Annotated in this window: 21 protein-coding genes and 1 pseudogene; 12 read left to right on the top strand and 10 right to left on the bottom strand. The window is 68.8% G+C overall.

Annotation, left to right across the window (positions count from 1 at the left end):
• The first annotated feature begins 19 nt into the window (after positions 1 to 19).
• Positions 20 to 1,135, top strand: a complete 1,116-nt coding sequence (locus HKD39_RS03625) for a Gfo/Idh/MocA family protein (RefSeq protein ID WP_171198924.1) — start codon at positions 20 to 22, stop codon at positions 1,133 to 1,135.
• A gap of 57 nt (positions 1,136 to 1,192) precedes the next feature.
• Positions 1,193 to 2,197 (top strand): sugar phosphate isomerase/epimerase family protein, encoded by a 1,005-nt coding sequence (locus tag HKD39_RS03630; protein ID WP_171198499.1) that lies wholly within the window; start codon positions 1,193 to 1,195, stop codon positions 2,195 to 2,197.
• A 47-nt stretch (positions 2,198 to 2,244) separates the two neighbouring features.
• Here the strand turns inward: HKD39_RS03630 and HKD39_RS03635 are convergent, their stop codons facing one another.
• Positions 2,245 to 2,832 (bottom strand): TetR/AcrR family transcriptional regulator, encoded by a 588-nt coding sequence (locus HKD39_RS03635; protein ID WP_171198500.1) that lies wholly within the window; start codon positions 2,830 to 2,832, stop codon positions 2,245 to 2,247.
• 193 nt (positions 2,833 to 3,025) lie between these two features.
• On the opposite strand from HKD39_RS03635, the pseudogene HKD39_RS20740 reads away from it, so the two are divergent.
• Positions 3,026 to 3,550 (top strand): annotated as a pseudogene (locus tag HKD39_RS20740) (MFS transporter); the annotation flags it as partial.
• Between the two features lie 34 nt (positions 3,551 to 3,584).
• Positions 3,585 to 4,265: an MFS transporter gene (locus tag HKD39_RS03645; RefSeq protein WP_171198501.1), complete on the top strand. Its 681-nt coding sequence runs from the start codon at positions 3,585 to 3,587 to the stop codon at positions 4,263 to 4,265.
• A 3-nt stretch (positions 4,266 to 4,268) separates the two neighbouring features.
• Here the strand turns inward: HKD39_RS03645 and HKD39_RS03650 are convergent, their stop codons facing one another.
• The 5 genes from HKD39_RS03650 to leuA all read right to left on the bottom strand — a co-directional run bounded on the left by HKD39_RS03650 (position 4,269) and on the right by leuA (position 8,652).
• Complete coding sequence (locus HKD39_RS03650; protein ID WP_171198502.1) at positions 4,269 to 4,874, bottom strand: uridine kinase family protein; 606 nt, start codon at positions 4,872 to 4,874, stop codon at positions 4,269 to 4,271.
• Between the two features lie 12 nt (positions 4,875 to 4,886).
• Positions 4,887 to 5,810 (bottom strand): Fpg/Nei family DNA glycosylase, encoded by a 924-nt coding sequence (locus HKD39_RS03655; RefSeq protein WP_171198503.1) that lies wholly within the window; start codon positions 5,808 to 5,810, stop codon positions 4,887 to 4,889.
• Positions 5,811 to 6,236: 426 nt separating this feature from the next.
• Positions 6,237 to 6,386: a DUF664 domain-containing protein gene (locus tag HKD39_RS19255; protein WP_171198504.1), complete on the bottom strand. Its 150-nt coding sequence runs from the start codon at positions 6,384 to 6,386 to the stop codon at positions 6,237 to 6,239.
• Positions 6,387 to 6,398: 12 nt separating this feature from the next.
• Positions 6,399 to 6,698, bottom strand: a complete 300-nt coding sequence (locus tag HKD39_RS03665) for a cupin domain-containing protein (protein WP_171198505.1) — start codon at positions 6,696 to 6,698, stop codon at positions 6,399 to 6,401.
• 91 nt (positions 6,699 to 6,789) lie between these two features.
• The gene (leuA, locus tag HKD39_RS03670) at positions 6,790 to 8,652 is read right to left on the bottom strand and encodes a 2-isopropylmalate synthase (protein WP_343074580.1); all 1,863 of its coding nucleotides are present in this window, start codon (positions 8,650 to 8,652) and stop codon (positions 6,790 to 6,792) included.
• A 468-nt stretch (positions 8,653 to 9,120) separates the two neighbouring features.
• Between leuA and HKD39_RS03675 the strand changes: the two genes are divergently transcribed.
• From HKD39_RS03675 to HKD39_RS03710, 8 genes are all read left to right on the top strand, one after another.
• Positions 9,121 to 10,125, top strand: a complete 1,005-nt coding sequence (locus HKD39_RS03675) for a carbohydrate ABC transporter permease (protein ID WP_212753912.1) — start codon at positions 9,121 to 9,123, stop codon at positions 10,123 to 10,125.
• A 32-nt stretch (positions 10,126 to 10,157) separates the two neighbouring features.
• Positions 10,158 to 11,048 (top strand): ABC transporter permease subunit, encoded by an 891-nt coding sequence (locus HKD39_RS03680; protein ID WP_171198930.1) that lies wholly within the window; start codon positions 10,158 to 10,160, stop codon positions 11,046 to 11,048.
• A 92-nt stretch (positions 11,049 to 11,140) separates the two neighbouring features.
• On the top strand, positions 11,141 to 12,622 hold the full coding sequence (locus HKD39_RS03685) for an ABC transporter substrate-binding protein (protein WP_171198506.1): 1,482 nt from the start codon (positions 11,141 to 11,143) through the stop codon (positions 12,620 to 12,622).
• Between the two features lie 101 nt (positions 12,623 to 12,723).
• Entirely contained in the window at positions 12,724 to 13,518 is a 795-nt protein-coding gene (locus tag HKD39_RS03690) for a hypothetical protein (RefSeq protein WP_171198507.1), read from the top strand.
• Positions 13,515 to 14,171, top strand: coding sequence for a hypothetical protein (locus HKD39_RS03695; protein ID WP_171198508.1), 657 nt, complete (start codon positions 13,515 to 13,517; stop codon positions 14,169 to 14,171). Before HKD39_RS03690 ends, HKD39_RS03695 begins: the two co-directional genes overlap by 4 nt.
• 164 nt (positions 14,172 to 14,335) lie before the next feature.
• Entirely contained in the window at positions 14,336 to 15,616 is a 1,281-nt protein-coding gene (locus tag HKD39_RS03700) for an aspartate kinase (RefSeq protein WP_171198509.1), read from the top strand.
• 1 nt (position 15,617) lies between these two features.
• Positions 15,618 to 16,706, top strand: coding sequence for an aspartate-semialdehyde dehydrogenase (locus HKD39_RS03705; RefSeq protein ID WP_171198510.1), 1,089 nt, complete (start codon positions 15,618 to 15,620; stop codon positions 16,704 to 16,706).
• 84 nt (positions 16,707 to 16,790) lie between these two features.
• Positions 16,791 to 18,500: an AMP-binding protein gene (locus HKD39_RS03710; protein WP_171198511.1), complete on the top strand. Its 1,710-nt coding sequence runs from the start codon at positions 16,791 to 16,793 to the stop codon at positions 18,498 to 18,500.
• Between the two features lie 4 nt (positions 18,501 to 18,504).
• Here HKD39_RS03710 and HKD39_RS18620 read toward each other — a convergent pair whose 3' ends face one another.
• The 4 genes from HKD39_RS18620 to HKD39_RS03730 are packed head-to-tail and all read right to left on the bottom strand — an operon-like array spanning position 18,505 to position 23,451.
• The gene (locus HKD39_RS18620) at positions 18,505 to 19,569 is read right to left on the bottom strand and encodes a mycothiol transferase (RefSeq protein WP_212753915.1); all 1,065 of its coding nucleotides are present in this window, start codon (positions 19,567 to 19,569) and stop codon (positions 18,505 to 18,507) included.
• Positions 19,566 to 20,669, bottom strand: coding sequence for a hypothetical protein (locus tag HKD39_RS03720; protein WP_171198512.1), 1,104 nt, complete (start codon positions 20,667 to 20,669; stop codon positions 19,566 to 19,568). Before HKD39_RS03720 ends, HKD39_RS18620 begins: the two co-directional genes overlap by 4 nt.
• Positions 20,666 to 22,615, bottom strand: a complete 1,950-nt coding sequence (locus tag HKD39_RS03725) for a prolyl oligopeptidase family serine peptidase (RefSeq protein ID WP_171198513.1) — start codon at positions 22,613 to 22,615, stop codon at positions 20,666 to 20,668. Before HKD39_RS03725 ends, HKD39_RS03720 begins: the two co-directional genes overlap by 4 nt.
• Complete coding sequence (locus HKD39_RS03730) at positions 22,612 to 23,451, bottom strand: fumarylacetoacetate hydrolase family protein (protein WP_171198514.1); 840 nt, start codon at positions 23,449 to 23,451, stop codon at positions 22,612 to 22,614. Before HKD39_RS03730 ends, HKD39_RS03725 begins: the two co-directional genes overlap by 4 nt.
• Positions 23,452 to 23,541: the final 90 nt, after the last annotated feature.

The raw sequence follows: 23,541 nt of genomic DNA on the forward strand, positions 1-23,541 counted from the left end.
ACGCACACTCGGCATCGGCATGGTCGGCTACGCCTTCATGGGCAAGGCCCACTCGGTGGGCTGGCGGATGGCGCACCGGGCGTTCGACCTGCCGCTGCGGCCGGAGATGCGGGCCATCGTCGGGCGCGACCGTGCCGGGGTCACCGCCGCCGCCGACGAGTTCGGCTGGGACTCGGTGGAGACCGACTGGCGAACCCTGCTCACCCGCGACGACATCGACGTCGTCGACATCTGCACCCCGGGCGACACCCACGCCGAGATCGCCATCGCCGCGCTCGACGCCGGCAAACACGTGCTCTGCGAGAAGCCGTTGGCCAACTCGGTTTCCGAGGCCGAGCAGATGGTGGCCGCCGCCGAACGCGCTGCCGCCCGCGGGGTACAAGCCATGTGCGGCTTCAACTATCGCCGGCTGCCGGCCACCGCGCTGGCCCGGCAGTGGATCGCGGAGGGCCGGCTGGGCCGCATCTATCACGTGCGGGCGCAGTACCTGCAGGATTGGATTGCCGACCCGCAGTCGCCGATGGTGTGGCGGCTGGACAAGAACCGGGCCGGTTCCGGCGCGCTCGGCGACATCGGCGCGCACATCGTCGATCTCACCCAGTACCTGATGGGCGAGCAGCTCACCGGGGTCAGCGGCATCACCACGACGTTCGTGCCGACCCGGCCGCTGGCCGACGGTTCCGGCACCGGCCAGGTGACGGTGGACGACGCTGCGGTGTTCGTCGGCAGGTTCCCCGGCGGCGCGCTGGCCAGCTACGAGGCAACACGATTTGCGGTGGGCCGCAAGAACTCCCTGCGGCTGGAGATCAACGGCGAACGCGGCTCGCTGGCGTTCGACCTCGAGTCGCTGAACGACCTGTGGTGGTACGACAATGCCGATCCGGCCACCGAGGCTGGTTTCCGCCGGATCCTGGTCACCGAGCCGGAGCATCCGTACGCCGGTGCCTGGTGGCCGCCGGGGCACGGTATCGGTTACGAGCACTCGTTTGTGCACGAGATGGCCGACTTCGTCACCGGGATCGCGACCGGGCGCCCCGCGTCGCCCACCTTCGCCGAGGCGCTGCGGGTGCAGCAGGTGCTGGACGCGGTGGAACGCAGCGCGGCGGCCGGTAGCGGCTGGCAACAGCTCAGCTGACGATCGCGCCGAACCAGACCATCGATTCCCGAGCATCGACACCGAGGAGCGTCACCGATGACCCGACCGATCACCCTGTTCACCGGGCAGTGGGCCGACCTGCCGTTCGAGGAGGTGGCGCGGCTGGCCGGGGAGTGGGGCTACGACGGACTTGAGATCGCTTGCAGCGGAGACCATTTCGATGTCTGGCGGGCGGCAGAGGATCCTGCCTACGTCAAGGCGAAGCGCGAGGTGCTGGAACGCAACAACCTGTCGGTGTATGCGATTTCCAATCACCTGACGGGGCAGGCGGTCTGCGACGATCCTATCGACGCGCGGCACCAGGGCATTCTGCCGGCCAAGATCTGGGGCGACGGCGATGCGGAGGGGGTGCGGCAACGTGCCGCCGACGAGCTCAAGGTGACGGCGAAAGCCGCTGCCGCGCTGGGCGTCTCCACCGTTGTCGGCTTCACCGGCTCGTCCATCTGGAAGTACGTTGCGATGTTCCCGCCGGCCTCGCAGCAGATGATCGACGCCGGCTACGAGGATTTCGCCAACAGGTGGAATCCGGTCATGGATGTGTTCGAGGAAAACGGGATCCGGTTCGCGCTCGAGGTGCATCCCTCCGAGATCGCCTACGACTACTACACGACGCAGCGGACCTTGGAGGCCATCGGCCGGCGGGAGTCGTTCGGGCTCAACTGGGATCCCTCGCACATGGTGTGGCAGCAGATCGATCCGGTCACCTTTATCGAAGACTTCGCCGACCGGATCTACCACGTCGACTGCAAAGACACCAAGGTGCGCTGGGGCAACGGCCGCCGCGGCGTGCTCGGCTCGCATCTGGCCTGGGCCGACCCGCGGCGCGGCTGGGACTTCGTCTCGACCGGCCACGGCGACGTCGACTGGGAAGACTGCTTCCGGATGCTCACCACCATCGGCTACGACGGCCCGATTTCCATCGAGTGGGAGGACGCCGGCATGGACCGCCTGGTCGGCGCCCCCGAGGCGCTCGAGTTCGTCCGCAGCCAACTGTTCGACGCGCCGGAAGCCGCCTTCGACAGCGCCTTCTCCAACCGCTGAGCCGCCGCACCGGCTGGTGCTGCTGAGTGGCTGACGCTGTCGGATGGTTAGTGCTGAGTGGCTTGGGCAACCAGCCGGTCGACGGCGGCGGTGAACACCGCCGGATCCGGCGCGGGTAGACCGCAGACCGAGCTCAGGTACCAGCCGTTCCCGGTCTGCAGGATCACTTCCGCCAGTACCGGGTCGGGAACGGCCGAGCGGATCATGTCCATCCACGGCTGGAAAATCTCAGCGAACAGGCCGGAGAGATCGTCGTCCGTCTCGGCGCCGTCGGTCCTGCCGCCGCCGCTGCCGGGTCGGCGGGCCGCGTCGATGAGCGCGGTGATGAAGCCGCGCTCGGTCTCGTCGCGCGGAGCGGTGTACTCGAGGTACGCCCGGACGACAGCTGCTTTGGCGGCCGTCACGTCTTGGGTGCCGGCCGAGTTCAGGGCGGCGCATTCCGCGGCGACGGAGTCCCTGGTGCGTTCGACGAGGCCGCGGAACAACGCATCCTTGGATGGAAAGTGGTACAGCAGGCCACCTTTGGAGACGCCGGCCTCGGCCGCCACGTTCTCCAGGGTGGCCTCGGCGGCGCCGCCGCGAGCCAACAGACGGCGCAGCGCATCCAGAATCCGATCGCGGGTGTCGCCGCTCATGTGTCACACTATACCGGCTGGACGGTTTACGTCCGGCCAGTCGGTGTGTTCAGCGTTGCCGCCGGCTCCGTCAGCAGATCGAAAGTGAACGCTCGTCATGTCAGGCATGTTCGGCCCCTACCTTCGGGTTCTCCGCCACCCCGGTGCCGCTCGGTTCTCCGCAGCGGCGGCCTTTGCGCGACTGCAGATGTCGATGACGGGTGTCGGCGCGGTGCTGCTGATCTCGGCGGTGCGCGGCTCGTACGGGCTGGCCGGCCTGATCGCCGCGGTGTACGCGGTCTCGGCGGCGCTGATCGCACCGCAGATCCTGCGGCTGACCGATGCTCTCGGCCAGCGCCGGGTGCTGCCGTTGCAGTTGCTGGTGCATGTGCCGGTGACGCTGCTGATGATCTTCTTCGGCGTCTACACCGAGCTGAACTGGCCGATCCTGCTGCTGGCGGTGGTTGCCGGCGGCACCCAACCCAGCATCGGTTCCCTGGTGCGGGCCAGGTGGTCCAAGCAACTCTCCGGTACGCCGCAGCTGCGTACCGCGTTCGCGTGGGAGTCGCTGATCGACGAGGTGTGCTTCATCGTCGGGCCGCCGCTGGCGACAGTGCTGGCGCTGCAACTGTTTCCGTCGGCCGCGTTGATCTTCGGCCTGGTCGCCGTGACGGTCGGCGGGTTGGCGCTGGCGCGTCAGGTCGGCACCCAGCCGACCCCCACCGGCGCCGTCCGGCAGACCGGCGGGCGCCCCGCCATCCTGCTGCCCGGGGGTGGACGGCATCTTCGCCGTGATGGTCCTGCTCGGCGGGGTGTTCGGCTCGCTCGAGGTGACAACCGTCGCGGTGACCAAGGCGGAGGGGCAACCGGGGATGGCCGGGCTGCTGCTGGCGCTGTACTCGTTCGGGTCGTTGGTGTCCGGCTTGGTGTTCGGTGCGCTGAACCTGCAGATCTCGCTGCGCCGGCAACTGCTGTTCGCGGTGGGTGGCTTGGCCGTGGTGTCGGCGCCACTGGCGGTGCTGCCGTCGCTGTGGGCGACGGCGGTCGGACTGTTCCTCGCCGGGCTGGCGGTGGCCCCCAGCCTGATTTCCGGGATGGCGCTGATCGAGCGGATCGTTCCGGCGTCAAGGCTCTCGGAGTCGATGGGCTGGGCCAGCTCCGGCATCGGCCTCGGGCTGGCGTTGTCCATGCCGGCCGCCGGTTACGTCTCCGATCACGTTCGGCCGCATCTTGCCTACCTGGTGCTGTCGGGCTGCGCCGTGGGCGCGCTGCTGGTGGCGCTGGGGGTGCTGCCCGGCCTGCGGCGCGCGGACAAGAGCGCGCTGGCAACGGATTCCGACCAGCCAGGCGTCACCGCGGTACCCGCCGAACCGATGGTGGTGATCGACGCGCCGGTGCCGATGCCGCCGCTGGAGGAGCCCGGGCAGCCCGGTACGGCGGCCGAACGCTGGTAACCGCTACCAGGGCCTGCTGCCGTCCACCTGGAAGTCGGCCCGCTCCGCGGTCCGGTCCCGGGCGAACACCACGTCCTCCTGCCGTTGCCAGCGGTGCCAGTGCGGCGCGTAGGCGTCGCCGTCCCGCTCGATGCCGCGCCGGTAGCGCAACGGTTGCGGCGCGCTCACCCATACCAGCAGGTCAAGGTAGTCGGCGGCGACAGCTGCGCCCGAGCTCACCCCCTCGACGATGAGCACCGCAGGAACCTGCCAGCTGTGCCACTCCGCGTAACCACCGGCGATCCAGTCGTAGCGCCGCCAGCGGATCGGTGCCCGGTCGGCGGATGCACTGCGGCGCAGGGGTTTCAGCACCCACGCGACAAGCAGCGGTGCCGCCTGCGCCAGGCCGTCCCAGCCGGGGTAGATGTTGTCCATGTGGAAGACCCTGACCTCGTCGTCGGGAAAGCTCCCGGCCAACTCGGCGGCCAGACCGCTGGCCAGCGTGGTCTTACCGGAACCAGACGGCCCGTCGACGGCGACCACCACGGGACGGCCCCGCTGGGCCAGCGCCACCACCCGTCCGGCGATGGTGGTGAGCACGGTGCCTGGCTCAAGTTGGTGGGGGCTCACGGCTGTCGTCGGTCAGGTCGCACGGGTCTTGCGGCGAGCGCCAACCTGCTGACACTTGGGGCACCAGAACAGGTTTCGTCCAGCAAGTTCCTTGAGCCGGATCGGCGTGCCACAGACAAGGCACGGCCGGCCGGCGCGACGGTACACGTACACCTCGCCGCCGTGCCGGTCTTCGCGCGGGGCCCGGCCCATCGCCGCCGGTTCGTGCTCAGGACGTACGGTGTCGATGCGGCCGGTCTCCACGCCCTGCCGCATCAGGGTCACCAGATCGTCCCAGATCGCCTGCCATTCAGCAGGTTTGATCAGCTTTCCCGGCGTCATGGGTGCTAGCCGGTGTCGGTAGAGCACCTCGGCCCGGTAGATGTTGCCGACCCCGGGCGCCACCTTCTGGTCCATCAGCAATGCTGCGATCGGGGTGGGTGAACGACGGATGCGCTGCCAGCCCCTGTCGGGGTCGGCGAGCGGGTCGATGCCGAAGCGCAGCGGGTCGGGACCCAGCCTGGCCAGCAGCGCGTCCACCTGGTCGGGGGTCACCAGCTCGCAAGCGGTCGGCCCGCGCAGATCCGCTGCCACGCCTAGCGTCTCGGGCTCGCCGGGCTGGGCTGACTCGGCGGGATCGGCCAGCAGCCGCCAGCGCAGCGCACCGACCGGCTCCGGCGGCTGCTCGGTGAACCGCTCGAACTGCACCTTGCCGAGCAGTCCGAGGTGCACATGCACGATCGGTGCGGTCGCGTCTGCCGGAGCGGCACCCGGTCGCGGGTCGAACCGGCAGAACAGGTGTTTGCCATAGGCCTCGGCGTCCAGCAAGACCCTGCCGTCGAGCAGTGCAGCCTCAGCGGCAAAACGTCCCTGCGGGCTGGACGAGTGGGTCACCCGCCCGGCGAACGCCTCGCGGTACGCCGCGGCGAGCCGGTGCAGGGTGTGGCCCTCAGGCACGGTGGGTCCTGGGCATCGGCGAACGCTTGGCCAGCAGTGTCACCCACCCAGTATCGGGCAGACCGCGGACTCGCCGGTGCCGGTGTCCCTGGCATCGGCCGGGGTTGTGTGTCGAGCGTCGCTAATTTGAGTGAGGCGGCGTCGGCACCGTTCCGGCGCACCGCTGAGCGGAAGAATCGGCGGTTGGACGCGTCGAACCGAAATCCGACCTGCGGCAATGCGATTCCAGGCGCACATTTTTCCTGCCGAGAGCCCACGTCCCGGCCCGACGGTGCCCCGGCGTCCACGGTGCGCTATCCGACCACGCTGAGGTACCGCGGCGAAAAATCGGCGGCTCGATCCTTGTTTGCGCAGGTCGGTATCCGGTTCGGCGCATCGAGACGCCGGATTTTCCCGTGGCTGCTGTCTATTCGGCGTCGCCGGAAATCACGGCGGGTCGTTGCCGACCAATCCGTCGACGGCCTCCCTCACGATCGACGTCTGGCCGGTGTGCAGCAAGTTCTCTTCCAGAATGTCGACCAGCCGGCGCCGCCGGTTCACCAGGTACTCAGGATCGGTGGTGCGCTCGGCGAGCACGAAATCTGGCGCCTATTCGGCCGGCCACTCAAGGATGGCAACCGTGGATGGCTCCGCCGCCGTCGATGTGTGCTCCTCGCCGCCGAAAAACAGCACCGCTGAACCCGGTGTCAGCTCGGCAGTCTCACCGTCGCCCGCAGTGACCACGACGGTGCCGGTGACCACCATGAAGAGCTGGCTTCCCGTCGCCGGGTGCTGACCGATCGTGCCGCCGGCGTCGAATTCGGCGACGACCATGGCAGCAGGACCGTCGGAAACCATCCGCCGCGGCGCTGCCTCGGAGTCCGGCGCCACGAGGTGCTGGATGCGCACCCCGTGGCTGCCAAAGCTTTGCAGCACAACAGGATCGACTCTGATTCGCTCCATCAGGTTCGCTCCATCGGAGGTTTCAGCCGGGTGATGGTCAGGCGCCGGCCCTTGCCGAGACGGTCACCGTGCTGGTCCCGGCGTCCGGCCCGAGCTGCGCACCGGCCGCTGCGGCCCGATTGATGGCCGACACCACGGCCTTCAGCGAGGCGACGACGATGGACGAATCGACGCCGACGCCCCAGAGCACCTGGCCGTCGATGGCGCATTCCAGGTAGGCCGCGGCGCGGGCGTCGCCGCCGGCCGACATGGCGTGTTCGACGTAGTCGAGAACCCTGACGTCGTAACCGATCTCACCGAGAGCGGCGCAGAACCCGGCCACCGGGCCGTTCCCCGACCCGGTGATCTCCCGCTCGGTGGCGCCGGAACCGGTGTGTTCGACGATGCGGGCCGTCACCACATCGGGCGCTGTCTCCGGTGCGTCGTCGGGCGACTCCACCCTGGCCCTGATGAACTCCAACGGGCTGGTGCGCCACAGGTACTCGTTGGAGAACGCCGAGTACATCGCCTCCGGCGACACCTCGCCGCCCTCGGAATCGGTCTGCGCCTGCACCACTTTGGAGAACTCGATCTGCAGCCGGCGCGGCAGGTCGAGACCGTGCTCGGTCTTCATCACGTAGGCGACACCGCCCTTGCCGGACTGTGAATTGACCCGGATCACCGCTTCGTAGCTGCGGCCCAGATCCTTGGGATCGACCGGCAGATACGGCACCTGCCAACGGAACTCGTCCACCGGCACCCCCGCGGCCTCGGCGTCGGTCCGCAGGTGGGTGAAGCCCTTGTTGATGGCGTCCTGATGTGAACCGGAGAACGCGGTGAACACCAGGTCGCCGCCGTACGGGTGCCGCTCCGGCACCGCCAGCTGGTTGCAGTACTCGACGGTGCGTTTGATCTCGTCGATGTCGGAGAAGTCGATCTGCGGATCGACGCCCTGGCTGAACATGTTGAGCCCCAACGTCACCAGGCAGACGTTGCCGGTGCGCTCGCCGTTGCCGAACAGGCAGCCCTCGATGCGGTCGGCGCCCGCCTGGTAGCCCAGCTCCGCCGCGGCCACCCCGGTGCCACGGTCGTTGTGCGGGTGCAGCGAGAGGATCAGCGCGTCGCGCCGCTCCAGGTTCCGATGCATCCACTCGATGGAATCGGCATAAACGTTGGGAGTGGCCATTTCCACGGTGGCCGGCAGGTTCACGATCATCGGCCGGTCGGCAGTGGGTTCCCACAGTGCCGATACCGCATTGCAGACCTCGACCGCGTACTCCAGTTCGGTGCCGGTGTACGACTCCGGGGAGTACTCGAACCGCCAGTCGGTCTTCGGGTACTTGTCGGCCCAGCGCAACACCTCTTCGGCGCCGGCGGTGGCGATGCCGGTGATCCCGGCGCGGTCCATGCCGAACACCACCCGGCGCTGCAGCGTCGATGTCGAGTTGTACAGGTGCACCACCGCGGAGTGGCTACCCTCCAGCGCCTCATAGCTGCGGGCGATCAACTCCGGCCGGGCCTGGGTCAGCACCTGGATGCGGACATCGTCGGGAATCAGCTCCTGCTCGATGATCTCGCGGACGAAGTCGAAGTCGGTTTGGCTGGCGGCGGGGAAGCCGACCTCGATCTCCTTGTAGCCCATGGCCACCAGCAGCTCGAACATCTTGCGCTTGCGGGCCGGTGACATCGGGTCGATCAGTGCCTGGTTGCCGTCCCGCAGGTCCACCGCGCACCACAGCGGGGCGGTGTCGATCACCTTGTTCGGCCAGGTGCGATCGGGTAGATCGATGGGCTCGAACGGGGTGTAGCGGTTGACCGGCATGTGGCTGCCGCGCTGGCGGTTCCAGGCCGGCTGCCCCGCGGGTACCGGGCCGGTGGGCTGACGAACGTTGCTGGTGCTCGAGCTGCTTGGGGTGCTCACGCTGCTTGGGGTTCTCACGGCGAATCCTGTTCTGCGGTCGAATCGGGCTGGCGTTGCTGACCTCAGGGGCGCAACGCGAACGGAGAGAAGAAGGCGGAGCTCTCCGGGACCGGCAGGCGCAACATGAGCGCGCCACAAGCGCCGCGACGGAGGGGCCGGCTTCCCGGGCGACCGTCGTCGATCGGCCGGGTCAGGCTCCGTCGCGGCCGATAAGAAGCAGGCCGCCGGCCGCTACGGCCGACGGCGCCGTCAGGCGCGCCACGGAGAGCAGACTACCGCTCGCTCCCGCGTCGCGACACCCCCGGCCCGCTCGGGCCCCGCAATCACCGGCTGTTCGCCGTGGCTTCACCCCGGCGTTGCGTCACCGCCCGCCGGCGGGAACCTGCCGGGTGGACGTTTGCTCCGCCGGGCCCGTCGTTCCTGACGCCTCGGACGCACCGGGGACGGTCGAGCAACGGAGGATCGCGGTTGAGTGTCACGGTGGCCGACGCGGAGTCGGCCGGGCCCGGGTCGAGCCGGACGCGGAGCGCGCGGCGGGCTGCCGATCCGCCGCCGCGGCAGAAACCGGCAGGGCGGCGGCGCACCGCTGAGCTGCTCAGCGCCCGGAGCCGGCGTGACTTCCCGATCTTCCTGCTGCTGGTGCTGCCGAACGTGCTGCTGATCGCGGCGTTCACGTACCGTCCGCTGCTCACCAACATCTATTACTCGACGCTGAACTGGACCCTTGGCAGCCCGACCGCCAGCAAGGTCGGGCTGGGCAACTATCGAGAGTTCTTCACCGATCCCGAGTCGTTGCAGGTGTTGTGGACCACCGCGATCTTCACGGTGGCAACCGTCGGCGGCGCAATGATTCTCGGGCTCGGGCTCGCCACCGTGCTGAACCGTCCGTTGCGTGGTCGAACCTTCGCCAGGGCAACGATTTTCGCGCCCTTCGTGCTCTCCGGGGTTGGCATCGGTCTGGTGTGGGTGTTCATCTTCGACCCCGTCACCGGCCTGCTCGGGGCGATCATCCGCGGGTTCGGGGGCACCAGCCCGCAGTGGTTCAACGACCCGAAGCTCGCGCTGACCATGGTGATCATCGTCTACATCTGGAAGAACACCGGTTACTGCGCGGTGATCTACCTGGCCGCGATGCAGGCGGTACCGGCGGACCTGGTCGAGGCCGCGGCAATCGACGGTGCCGGCAGGGTACGCACCTTCTTCTCGGTGGTGCTGCCGCTGCTATCGCCGACGACGTTCTTCCTGCTGCTCACCTCGATCCTGAACTCGTTGCAGGCCTTCGATTTGATCCGGATCATGACGCCGCTGGGCAACGGCACTACCACGCTGATGTACGACGCCTACCTGCAGGCATTCGGCGGTTACAACCGCGCGGGCTATTCGGCAGCGGTCGCCACCATTCTGTTCGGGATCTTGCTGGTGATGACCGTCGTCCAGCTGACGCTGCTGGAGCGGAAGGTGCACTACTCGTGACCGTGGTTGTGCCTGCCGCAGGCGTTGATGCAGTGACCGACGACGGTGCGGCACCGCCGGCAAGGCAACGGCAACGGCGGGACGGTCCGCTCGGCCGGCAGAACCTGCTGGCCGCCATCGCCACCGGCTACCTCCCGCTGATTCTGGCCACCGCGATCATCGCCCTGCCGTTGCTGTGGATGGTGATCGGCTCACTGAAGGCGCCGTCCGAGGTGGTCACCCAGAACCTGGTGCTGCTGCCGCAGCACCCGAGCCTGAACGCCTATCGCGAGGCCGGCACCAAGATCGACATCGGTCGGCTGTTTCTGAACTCGACGATCGTCACGGTGATCGGGGCCAGCATCAAGGTGCTGCTCGCCATCACCACCGCCTACGCACTGGCGTTCGTGCGGTTTCCGTTCAAGCGCGTGATCTTCGTCTTCATGCTGGTGGCGCTGATGGTGCCGCCGCAGGTGGCGTTGGTGCCGAACTACATCCTGATCGCCGACCTCGGCGGTGTCGACACCTATTGGGGCATCATCCTTCCCGGCCTTGGCACCGCATTCGGCACGTTCCTGTTGCGGCAGCACTTTCTCTCGCTGCCGACGGAGATCCTGCAGGCCGCCGAGATCGACGGCGCCGGGCACTTCACCAAGCTGTTGCGGGTAGTGGTGCCGATCTCCACCCCGACCATCGCCACCGTCGCGCTGGTCACCATCGTCACCGAGTGGAACGACTACATCTGGCCGCTGGTGATCACCACCGACCCGGCGCGGATGACGCTGCCGGTCGGCCTGACCCAGCTCAAGAACATCGAGGGCGACGCTTCGTCGTACCCGATCCTGATGGCCGGGGCGGTGATGGTGATCGTCCCGGTGATGGTGATATTCGCTGCGCTGCAACGCTTCATCGTCGCCGGGCTGACCCAGGGCGCGGTGAAGTAGCCACCGATCACCGATCTCTCCTGCCCCAACACCCTTGCTGTCCCTGTGCGGTTCAACCCGAGCTCACAGCCCCAACAACCGATGGAGACCCCATGACCAACCCCGAGTTCGAGCAGGCGTTGACCCGCGCGCAGCTGGCACAGCGAGGGCTCAATCGTCGACGCTTCCTCAGCTTTGCCGGTCTCGGTGCCGGCAGCATCGCGCTGGCGGCCTGCGGCGGTCCGAGCACCGCATCGAGCTCCAGCAGCACCAGCACGGCAGGCCCGGCCGCAGCCGGTGCCGGCGCGCCGGCGGGGAGCAGCGGTGCCGGCTCCAGCGCCGGTTCCAGTGCCGGCTCCGCCGGTGACGCAGCAGAGTTCGCCGGGGTGAAACCGGCGTCCACCATTACCTTCTGGTCGAACCACCCTGGTGATTCCGCCGACGTCGAGAACGAGATCATCAAGGCGTTCAACGCTTCCGGGGCAGGGGTGACGGTCAAGCTGGTGACGGCCGGGAGCAACTACGAGGAGATCGCCACCAAGTTCCAGGCGGCCCAACAGGCCAAGAAGGGCCTGCCGGATCTGCTGGTGTTGTCGGACGTGTGGTGGTTCCGGTACCGGATGAGCCAGTCGATTCTGCCGCTCAACAACGTGCTGGCGGCCGCCGAGCTGGATACCGCGGCTTATCGCGAGGGTCTGATCAAGGACTATCAGTACGGCGGCGAGCAGTGGGCCGTTCCGTTCGCCAGGTCGACCCCGCTGTTCTACTACAACAAGGAGCACTGGAAGAAGGCCGGGCTCGAGGACCGAGCACCCAAGACCTGGCAGGAATTCGCCGAGTGGGCGGTGAAGCTGCAGGCCGCCGGCACCGGCGCGCAGAACGCGTTCCAGCTCCCCGCGCTGGCCGACTACGCGGGTTGGACGTTCCAGAACAACCTATGGGGCGAGGGCGGCGGCTGGTCCAAGGAGGGCACCTTCGACATCACCTGCGCCGACAAGGAATCCGTGCAGGCGCTGCAGTTCTTGCAGGACGCGGTGTACAAGGGCAAGTGGTCAGGGGTCTCCAGCAAGTCCGCCACCGACGACCTGTCGGCCGGTGCCGTCAGCGCCACGCTGGGTTCCACCGGCAGCCTGGTCGGCGTGCAGAAGGCGGCCAAGTTCGATCTCGGCGTCGGCTTCCTTCCCGGCGGGTCGGTCAGCCAGTCGCCGGTCTGCCCGACCGGCGGTTCCGGACTCGGCATCACCGCTTCAGTGCCAAAGGAGAACCAGCTGGCGGCGGCGATGTTCATCAAGTTCGCCACCAACCCGGAGAACACCGTCAAGTTCGCGCAAGCCACCGGGTACCTGCCGGTGCGCACCGACGCCGATATCTCCGGGCTGGTCAAGGCAAATCCGTTGGCCAAGACCGCGATCGATCAGCTGGCCGTCACCAGGGTGCAGGACAACGCCAGGGTGTTCATCCCCGGCGCCGACCAGGAGATGGCCAAGGCGTGCGCCGCGATCCTGACCCAGCAAGCATCGGTTCAGCAGAGCATGGACGGGCTCAAGGCCAAGCTGGAGCAGATGTACGCCAGCGACGTCGAACCCAACCTCTGATCGCTGCGGCGACCCGGGGTGGCCGGCGCCCTGGCCCCGACCGGACGTCGTCGGTCGCGAAACTCCCCCTGACGGCGCCGTTCGCCTCTTAGAGTGAGGCCGTGGGCCAGTCAGCGGGAGTGCCGCGCTCCGGTTCGCCGCGCTCCGGTTCGCCGCGCGCCGGTTCGCCGCGCGCCCGGCGGGCCGCGCGCGCACCACACGACGGCGGCCCGATCGGCAGGTGGCTGGACAACACCTACCTGCTCGGCTCGTTCGCCGACCCGCGCGGCGGCCGGCTCATCGCCCGGCCGGGTGTGCACATCGCCTCGGGCACCGGCCGCTACTACCTCGGTTGCGCGGCCTCGGTGGTGCTGGTGCCGGCCTGGTTCGTCTGGGGCATCATCACCGTCACCCGTGCCGGCGATGCCGGGATGGAACCAGCCGCCCAGACCAGGGCATGGGCCCTGCCAGGCATCGCCTTTCTGCTGATCCTGGTGGCGATCAGCCTGCTCAAGCCGGTGCTGCACGAGCCGACCAAGACGCGGCGCCGGATCGCCAAGGACGACATCGTGGTGCTGGACGGGCGCCGCATCGGCGTGGCCGAGCTGGGTGAGGTGGCCAGAGCCGCGGCGCTGACCGGCGACGACCGGCTCGGCGACGAGGCGTTCCAGCGGGCCAGGCAACTCGCCGTCGCCGCCGGTTACGCGCGGCAGGCGGCCAACCTGCGGCGCATCGCCGAATGGGTCGCGCCGGCCACCGGTACCGCGGCCGGAGATCTGGAAGTGACGCCGGAACAGATGCGCAGGGTCGCAACGGATCTCGACAACGCCAGCAAGGACAGCGCCCGCAGCGTCCGTGATTGGTGCGCGGACGTCGGGCCCAGTGCCGGCGGTGGCCGGCGGGTGCCTGAGCCATGAGGTACCAGGCGAAGGTGTTGCGCATCGAGCCGGGAATCCTGCAAGCGGAGGACGAGGCACGTTGGGTGGTGGCCGCCCCCGGTGAGGTACTCACCGAGCAGAGCGAGTACCGCTACAACTATCCCGCTCGCGGTGCCGGGTTCGGGTTTCTCGCCGGTCTGGCGCTCGGCGCCAGCTACCTGTTGGGTCCGGCCTCCGTCTGGATCGGCTGGCTGTTGGTCCCGCTCGGCCTGCTCGGCGGCTTCGCCTGGCGAAAGTGGTTGGTGCCGCGCACCTCTCGGCTGGGACGGCAACTGCGCTCCGGACGTGCCGTGCTGCTCTCCGACGACGAGATCAACAGGCAGATCGTCGCGCTCGCCCGCCAGTCCGGCCCGATGTACTGGGAACTGGCCGGGCTCGCCAAGCGCAGGGACGAGCTCAGGGTGCAGGTCCGCGACCGCACTCTGAGCCCGGCAGCCAGGACGGTGGCGCGGGAAGAACTCAACACGCAGGGCCAGGCGCTGGCCGTCGGGCTGGCGCAGGGCGCGATGGTGGAGGCGATGGCGGCACTGACCGGGACCGACGGCGGGATCGCCGGCGCCGGCCTAGTGAACTCGCAGCTCTACCTGAACCTGGAGGGCGGCAAAGCGGCCCTGCTCGACCTGGACTCCTGAACCGGGCGGCGTGGTTCCAGGAGTCGATACACGGCTCCCACATGTTGGGAGCCCGGTGTGCGTGGAAGCGCCCCGTCCGCCCAGTAAGCTGGAGCTTCCATCGGGGTCGGCTCACCAGCCCGCTGGCCCCGACCCTTTCGTGACTGCCAACGGAGAGGCGTGCGGTGAGCCTGATCGTCCAGAAGTACGGCGGATCGTCGGTGCAGTCGGCCGAGCGCATCAAGCGCGTCGCCGAGCGGATCGTCGCCGCCCGCAAGGCCGGCAACGACGTGGTCGTCGTGGTCTCAGCGATGGGCGACACCACAGACGAGCTGCTCACTCTGGCGCAGGCGGTCGCCCCCGTACCCCCGGCCCGCGAGCTGGACATGCTGCTGACCTCGGGCGAACGGATCTCGAACGCCCTGGTGGCGATGGCGATCTCGGCGCTCGGGGCGCAGGCGCGCTCGTTCACCGGGTCGCAGGCCGGTGTGATCACCACCTCCGCGCACGGCAAGGCCCGCATCATCGACGTGACGCCCGGGCGCATCCAGGCGGCGCTGGACGACGGTGCCATCGCGCTCGTCGCGGGGTTCCAGGGCGTCAGCCAAGACACCAAGGACATCACCACGCTGGGCCGCGGCGGCAGCGATACCACCGCGGTGGCCCTGGCCGCCGCGCTGGACGCCGACGTCTGCGAGATCTACACCGACGTTGACGGCGTCTTCACCGCCGACCCGCGGATCGTCCCGGATGCCCAGCAGCTGAACACCATCAGCTACGAAGAGATGCTCGAGATGGCCGCGTCCGGCGCCAAGGTGCTGATGCTGCGGTGCGTCGAGTACGCCAGGCGCTACGAAGTGCCGGTGCATGTTCGTTCGTCGTACTCGGACCAGGCGGGAACCCTGGTCACCGGCACCATTGCCGACCAGTCAGCAAAGGAGATTGCGGTGGAACAGGCATTGATCACCGGCGTCGCGCACGACCGCAGCGAGGCCAAGGTCACGGTGACCAACGTCCCCGACCATCCCGGCGTCGCGGCGAAAGTCTTCCGCACCATTGCCGACGCCGAGATCGACATCGACATGATCGTGCAGAACATCTCGGCCGGGATGGACGGTCGCACCGACATCACCTTCACGCTGCCGAAAGCCGATGGCCCACGCGCGGTGTCGGCGCTGGAGGCACGCAAGAGCGAGATCGAGTTCGACCAGGTGATCTACAACGATCACGTCGGGAAGGTCTCGCTGATCGGAGCCGGCATGCGTTCGCATCCAGGCGTCACCGCCACCTTCTGTGAGGCGCTGGCCACCGCCGACGTGAATATCGACATCATCTCCACCTCGGAAATCCGCATCTCAGTCTTGGTGCGGGATACCGAGTTGGACAACGCGGTCCGCGCACTGCACACCGCTTTCGACCTCGGTGGCGACACCGAGGCCGTGGTCTACGCCGGATCGGGGATCTGAGATGGCTGGCGATTCAAGGGGTCTGCACGTCGCGGTGGTCGGCGCCACCGGGCAGGTCGGTGCCAAGATGCGGGAAGTGTTGGCGCAGCGCGATTTTCCGGTCGCCACCATCAGATACTTCGCCTCAGCGCGGTCCGCGGGCAAGCAACTGCCGTGGGACGGCGCCGGTGGCCCTGCGCAGATCACCGTCGAAGACGTTGCCACCGCTGATCTTTCCGGCATCAACATCGCACTGTTCTCGGCCGGCGCCGGTGCATCCCGCGAGCACGCCAAGCGTTTCGTCGACGCCGGCATCGTGGTGATCGACAACTCATCCGCCTGGCGCAAGGACCCGGACTACCCGCTGGTGGTGTCCGAGGTGAACGGGCAGCGGGCGATCGAAGCGGTGCGGGCCGGGCGGGACGCCGGTTCCGGTGCGCTGATCGCCAACCCGAACTGCACGACGATGGCGGCCATGCCCGTGCTGAAGCCACTGCACGACGCTGCGGGGCTGCAGCGGCTGATTGTTGCCACCTACCAAGCGGTCTCGGGTTCGGGATTGGCGGGCGTCGAGGAGCTGGACGGTCAGGTGCAGGCGGTAGGGTCCGACGCGCCCAAGCTGGCCCACGACGGTGCGGCCGTCGCCATGCCGGCACCGAAGAAGTACGTCGCGCCGATCGCCTTCAACGTGTTGCCACTGGCCGGCTCCGTCGTCGACGACGACAGCGGCGAGACCGACGAAGAACAGAAGCTGCGCAACGAGTCTCGCAAGATCCTGGAGATCGACGCGCTGGCCGTCGCCGGCACCTGCGTGCGGGTGCCGGTGTTCACCGGGCATTCGCTGGCGGTGCACGCGGAGTTCGGTGAGCCGATCAGCCCCGATCAGGCCCGGGAGCTGCTGGCGCAGGCACCTGGGGTGGAACTGGCCGAGGTGCCTACGCCGCTGCAGGCCGCCGGTGCCGATCCGTCGTACGTCGGGCGGATCCGGGTGGACCAGAGTGTGCCGGACGGCCGGGGTCTTGTGCTGTTCGTGTCCAACGACAACCTGCGTAAGGGTGCAGCGCTGAATGCCGTGCAGATCGCCGAACTGATTGCCCCCGAACTGGTCTGAGCAATTCGGCAGATCGGCTCACCCGGCCCGGCTCGGTTCAACTCGGTTCAGCGGGCGCCGCTGGGACTTCGTGAGAGGACGACGATGACCGCTCAACACACCGCAGGCACCGGCGCCGTACTGGGCGCACGCACGCTGCTGGTCGACCGACGGGAAGATCTCGACGCCGCGGTCCGCGACTTCCGCTGGCCGGAGCTGACCGAGTTCAACTGGGGTCTTGAGTGGTTCGACGTGCTCGCCGCCGAACATCCGGATCGGCCCGCGCTCACCATCGTCGAAGAAGACGGCTCGGTGACATCGGCCAGTTACCAGCAGCTGTCGCAGCGGTCTGACCAACTCGCCAACCATCTGCGTGCGCTTGGGGTGCGGCGCGGGCAGCGCATCGTGTTGATGCTCGGCAACCAGATCGAGCTGTGGGAAACGATTCTCGCCGCGATCAAGCTCGGTGCCGTGATCATCCCGGCGAGTACGCTGCTGGCGCCTGCCGACCTGACCGACCGCGTTTCCCGCGGCGGCGCCCAGTACGTCGTCGCCCGGTCGCAGGACGCCGCCGGGTTTTCGGGCGTGCCCGACTCGGTGGTGCGGATCAGCGTCGGCGCCGACACCCCTGACGGCTGGCACGCGTTCGCCGAATCCCACAACGCGCCGGTCGAGTTCCAGCCGGACGGCCCTACTGCGGCCGACTCGACGCTGCTGCTGTACTTCACCTCGGGCACGACGGCGCTGCCGAAGCTGGTGGAGCACACCCACGTCTCGTACCCTGTCGGACACCTGTCGACGGTGTACTGGGTGGGGCTGCGGCCGGGCGACGTGCACCTGAACATCTCGTCCCCCGGATGGGCAAAACACGCATGGTCCAACGTGTTCGCGCCGTGGCTGGCCGGCGCCACCGTGTTCATCTACAACTACACCCGGTTCGACGCCTCGGCACTGATGAGGGTGATGGGCGAGCACGGCGTCACCACCTTCTGTGCGCCCCCTACGGTCTGGCGGATGCTGATTCAGGCTGATCTTTCGCAACTGGCCACCCCGCCGCGCGAGGCGATCGCGGCGGGCGAGCCGCTGAACCCCGAGGTGATCGACCGGGTCCGCAAAGGTTGGGGCGTCACCATTCGCGACGGGTTCGGCCAGACCGAGACGACGCTGGCGGTGGCCAACACGCCGGGCCAACCGGTGAAGGACGGCTCGATGGGCCGCCCGCTGCCCGGCTACCCCGTTGTGCTGATCGACCCTGCCACCGGTGAACTCGCCGACGAGGGCGAGATCTGTTTCGACCTTGACCACCGCCCGCTGGGCCTGACGCCCGGCTACTTCGGCGACGAAGAGCGCACCGCGGAAGCCATGCGGGACGGCTACTACCACACCGGCGACGTCGGCTCCCGCGACCACGACGGATACATCACCTATGTTGGCAGGGCCGATGATGTTTTCAAGGCCTCCGACTACCGAATCTCGCCGTTCGAACTGGAATCGGTGCTGATCGAGCATCCAGCGGTCGCGGAGGCGGCGGTGGTGCCATCGCCGGATCCGGTGCGGCTGGCGGTGCCGAAGGCGTACGTGGTGCTGGCCGACGGGCACCAGCCGAACGCGGACACCGCCCGCGACATTCTGGCCTACGCGCGCGAGCAGCTGGCACCGTACAAGCGCATCCGCAGGCTGGAGTTCACCGACCTGCCGAAGACCATTTCCGGCAAGATCCGCCGGGTGGAACTACGTGGACGCGAGCAACACCTGCATCCGGACGGCGCACCCGTCGACGGCGAGTTCCGTTGGGAAGACCTGGTTCAGGACTAGTTTTCTACTCGCCGGTCAGACCGTCGATCGACTCCCTGATCAGATCGGCGTGGCCGTTGTCCCTGGCATATTCCTCGACCAGATGCACCATGATCCAACGCACCGAGAAGTGCTCGCCGCTCCGGTCCGCCTTGGCGGAGAGCGCATCGCCACCGCCGGCCTGCCAGGCGGCGCGCAGTCTGCTGTCGGTGTCGGTGTTCTGCGCACCGAACGCGTCGAGCAGTTCCGCGCCGCCCGATCCGATGGCACTGTGCCAATCCCAATCGGCGTCGACGCTCCAGTCGACACTCGCCCACGGCTCGGCCTGGCCCTGGCCGTCCAGAACCTCTTGGGTCCAATAGTTCTCGACGTAGGTCAGGTGCCCGAGCATGCCGGCGAGGGTGAGGTCGGACGGCGGATGCGGGGTCGCCAAGTGTTCGGTGGTGAGCCCGGAGACCTTCCAGCGCAAGGTGTCTCGGTGGAAGTTGAGAAACCCGAGCAGGGTGTCGAACTCGGACCCGTGCAGCGGCGGGTCAGTGCGTTGCGGTTCGGCGGCTGCGGCGCGGGCCGGCGCCGGCAGCAGCGCCGACCCCAGCTGGGCGCTGACCGCATCGGCGGTCTGGGCGACGGTGAGATCGCTGGTGTCCAGCCGCAGCCCTGGTTGATCGGTCCAGCCGCGCAGCTCGGCGTCCATGCCGCGCCAGAATTGCAACACCTGCTTGTGCCGGTCCGCATCGCGGCGCTCGGCGGCCGCGAGGCTCGGTGCCAGCAGCACGAAGTGCAGCGGCTGGTCGAGCAGTTCCCGGTAGGTCTGCAGCAGGCCAGGCCAGAGCACGATGTCGTCGATGAAGACGTCGAACCCGGCGGCGGCGTAGTTGTTGGCCAGCGCGCAGGTGTTCCGGCGTCGCACGGCCAGTTGCGCGTCCGCCTCCGCCGCCGGTTCACCACCGGGCGGCACCTGCCCGTTGACGACGAACTCGGACCCGATCCGGTCGCCCTCAAGATGCACCGAGCGGGGCGAACGATCGGCCAGTTCCCTTGCCACGCTGGACTTCCCGGCACCGGGGATACCGGACAGCAACACGATCACGGTGGCTCCTTGGTCTCGGCGCAGCTGACCGTGGCCAGCGTGGAGGATTGTGCCAGCGGGCCGGCCTCGGACGCCACCACATATCCGCAGCCGTCGTCCAGCCCGGTGATGCCCTCGGCCTGATCGGCGTCCGGCATCGACAGTCGCCGCACCGGCCAGCGGTAGAACTCGGCGGGGTCGGCGCCGGGACCGGGCGCGGTGTACTGCAGCACCTGGTCGTAGGTCAGCAGCAACACCCGAGCCGGCATAGCCGGTGTGCCGGCGCCGTAGTACGCATCGGTGACCACCGTCCCGGTGACGAGGGACTGCAGCGGCACCGTGGGCCGTGGCGGGGTGAAGCTCCCGGCCAGCTGCAGCTCGCCACCTCCGCGGGCACCACGGAAAACCCGATGTGGCAGCACCTTTCCACCGGCGGTTGCCGGTTTGTCGATGATCAGCACATCGCCGTTCGGGGCGATCAGCAACGCCTCGGCATTGCGCCGGCGGACGCCATCGGGGCCCGCGGGATAGCGGTAGGTCCAGGCTTCGGCAGCGGCCCGCCACTGCGGCGCGGACGGCATCGGCGCGCGGTAGACGGTGACGGTGCTTCGGGCTTCACCGATGTCGCCGATGTACAGGCACCGCTCCGCAGCGCCGGCGCCGCACGGTGCGCCGGCGAGGGCTTCGATGTTGCTGGCATCGACGCCGTCAAGGGTGACCGTGGCCAGCGACGTGCCGTCCGGCCGCACCGCGGTGACCGGTTGCGGTCCGGCGCCGTCGTCGGCGACCAGCAGTACCCCGGGGTCGGCGCCGGCAGCGATGCCGGAGATCTCGCTGCCGGCAGCCGGCGGTAGCGCTACTTTCGGTTGCGGTGCCGGCGCTGTGCCGGCGACGGCGGCCGACGATCGCGACGGAGAGCCGGACGGCGAGCTGATGGTGCTGGAGGGCGTCGATCCCGATGGCGGCGGCGAACTCGGCGGTGCCGGCGCCCGCGTAGTGCCCGGTGCGGTGGCGTCACTCCCGCTGCTCGGGTCGGCGGGGGTGACGCCGCGACACCCCGCCAACACCACCACGAGCACGGCGGCCAGTGCTGCCGACCGGCGGCCGGTGCCGATCTTCACGACCTCCTGGCAGCTTCGCGCAGCTTGTCCAGCGCGAACCGGACGGAGAGGGCGACCTGGCGGATCCGCTCGTCCACCACCATGCTGCCGTGGCCCGCATCGTAGCTGTAGACGACAAAATCGTTGCCCTGCCGGGTCAATGCGTGCAGGTAGTTCTCCACCTGGCCGGCGGGGCAGCGCGGGTCGTTCCGACCGAACAGCACGGCCAGCGGTGCCCGCACCTGTTCGATCCAGCTCAGCGGCGACGAGTCGATGTACTTGTCCGGCACGTCGTCGGGAGAACCGCCGAACAGCGCGCGATCGTACGAGCGCAGTGGCTCCATCTCCTGCTGGTAGGCGGCCGGATAATCGGCCACCGGGACGCCGGCGATCCCGACGGCCCAACGGCTGGGCTGAGCGCCGAGGCCGAGCAGCGTCAGGAAGCCGCCCCAGGATGCGCCGACCAGCACACACTGTTCGGCGTCGACCACGCCCCACCGGATCAAATGGTCTTGCACCGCAGCCAGATCGGCGAGTTCGGTGTGCCCGACCCTGGCGCTGAGCGCGTCGCGCCACTGGCTGCCGTACCCGGACGAGCCGCGGTAATTGACCTGCACAACGGTGAATCCGGCGTCCAGCCAGGCGGCGCGTTCGGCGTCGAAGCTGTCGTCGTCCACGTCTTCCGGCCCACCGTGCACCAGAAACGCCGCCCGCCGCGGCGTATTGGTGAATCCCTTGGCCGACAACGGATTCTCGCCGGGCGGCGTGGCCACGAAGACGTGGATCCTGCCACCGGGGCCGTCGACCCACAGGTCGGTGAGCGGCTGTGACTCCGGGGCCGGCTCGCCAGGGGGATCCAGCAGCCGGGTGGGAGCTCCGGACTCCAAGCCGAGCGCGACCGGCCCGGCGAGCGCGTAGCTGGCGGCCGGCTGGGCCCCGCTGGAGTGGCGGTACCAGACTCCGCCGTCGGGCCGGGCCACCGCCGTGTCGAGCACGCCGGCCGGGGTCGGAATGCGGTGCAGCGCCTTGGATGTCAAGTGGTAGCGGAACAGCTCGCTGCGGCCCTCGTGCTGGTGGACAACGATCACCGCGGTGCCGTCGTCGGAGAACGCGCCGGAGAGCTGGCCGGGCAGGTCGATCGGCAACTCGCTGACCTGCCCGTCAACCGGATCCCAGATCAGCAGCTCGTCGCGGCCGCGCCGCTCGTGCCCGACCAGCAGCCGGTTGTCGCCGGGCACCGGCGAGAACTCGATGGCGTACAAGCCTTTTCCGTCACCGTCGTCGAGTTCGCCGACCACGGTGCCGGGGCCGTCGGCCTGCTCGCCGGACCCGGTCCCGATCGCCAGCACCCGGATCGCCGGGTACCGCACGTCGCCGCGCTCGGAATGCGAGAGCGCCCACAGCGACTCATCGCGGGACAACGCCGCGACGCTGGCGTCCGCGGCGTTGCGGTAGACCACTTCGATGTCGCCACCGTTGCGGCGGGCGTGGATACGGGTGCCGTCGTCGTCGGTGAAACCGGCCAGCACCACCCGTTGCCCCACCTCGAGGCCGGCCGGATATCCGGGAGCGACACCCGGCAGCGCTTCGCCGGCCGAACCAGGGGGCGAACCGAACGGCTGCGCCATCCAGCTGCCGAACTCATCACCGGCGTCGTCGTCGAACCACCACAACCCCATGCCGTTCGCGGACAGCGTGCCAAGGGTGGTGCCGTCCTCGCGCTCGGTGCACTGCCAGTACTCCGGCGTCGCCCCGCCGAGCTCTGCGCAGTACAGCTCGTAGACACCGGTGGCGTTCGAGATGAAAACGGCGCGCTGCGGATTGTCCCGAACCGGCTGCGGCATCGAATGACGAGTAGCGAGAAAACGCTGCCGCCAACGCTTTTCGGCAGCGCTGTCGTCCAGGGCGGCGTCCGGCACCGTCGCCGCGGGGAACTCGGCGGTGCTGTCCGGTTGCTCGGTGCTCAAGCCTGCCCACACACCTGGCGAGCTCTGCCGAGACCGGAGATCTCGACCTCCATCACGTCGCCGGCCTTCAGGTAGGGGAACCGGCCGGACAGTGCGACACCCTGCGGGGTGCCGGTGTTGATCACATCGCCCGGCTCCAGCACCGCGTACTGCGACAGGTGGTGAACGATGGTCGGCACGTCGAAGATCATGTCGGCGGTGCTGGAATCCTGCCGCGGCTCGCCGTTCACCCAGCTCTGCAGCCGCAGATTGCCGGGGTCGACCTCGTCCGCCGGGACCAGCGACGGCCCCAGCGGGTTGAAGGTGGCGCAGCACTTGCCCTTTGACCACTGCCCGCCGGACTGCTCCAGCTGGAAGGCGCGCTCGGACACGTCGTTGGACACCGCGTAACCGGCGATGTGATCCCAGGCGTCCTGCACCGACTCAAGGTAGGCGGCGCGTTTGCCGATGACGATCGCCAGCTCCACCTCCCAATCGGTCTTGACCGAACCGCGGGGGATGAGCACCTCGTCGTCCGGCCCGATGACGGTGTTCGGGGTCTTGAAGAACAGCACGGGGACCTTCGGCGGTTCGGCGCCGGACTCGGCGGCGTGCGCGGCGTAGTTCATGCCGACGCACCACACGGCCTGCGGGCGGGCGAGGGGTGCACCGATGCGCTGGCCGGCGATGTCGATCTCGGGGAGGCTGTCGAACCGCTCGCGCACCGCGGCGATGCCGCCGGAGGCCAGGAACTCGCCGTCGATGTCGGCGGTGAGCCCGGACAGGTCGCGGACCTGCCCGTTGTGGACCGCGACGGGGCGTTCGGCCCCGAGTTCTCCGATGCGCTGCAACTGCACTGTGCGTCCTCTCGCCGAGTTCTCTTGGCCCTCGCTTGGCTCTCGCCTGACCCGGCACCGACCCGACGCTGCCGCGTCGGCGCGGGTGCC

Origin of the sequence: Nakamurella aerolata (assembly GCF_013002705.1) — a bacterium.
In the GTDB taxonomy this organism is placed as follows: Bacteria; Actinomycetota; Actinomycetes; order Mycobacteriales; family Nakamurellaceae; genus Nakamurella; species Nakamurella aerolata.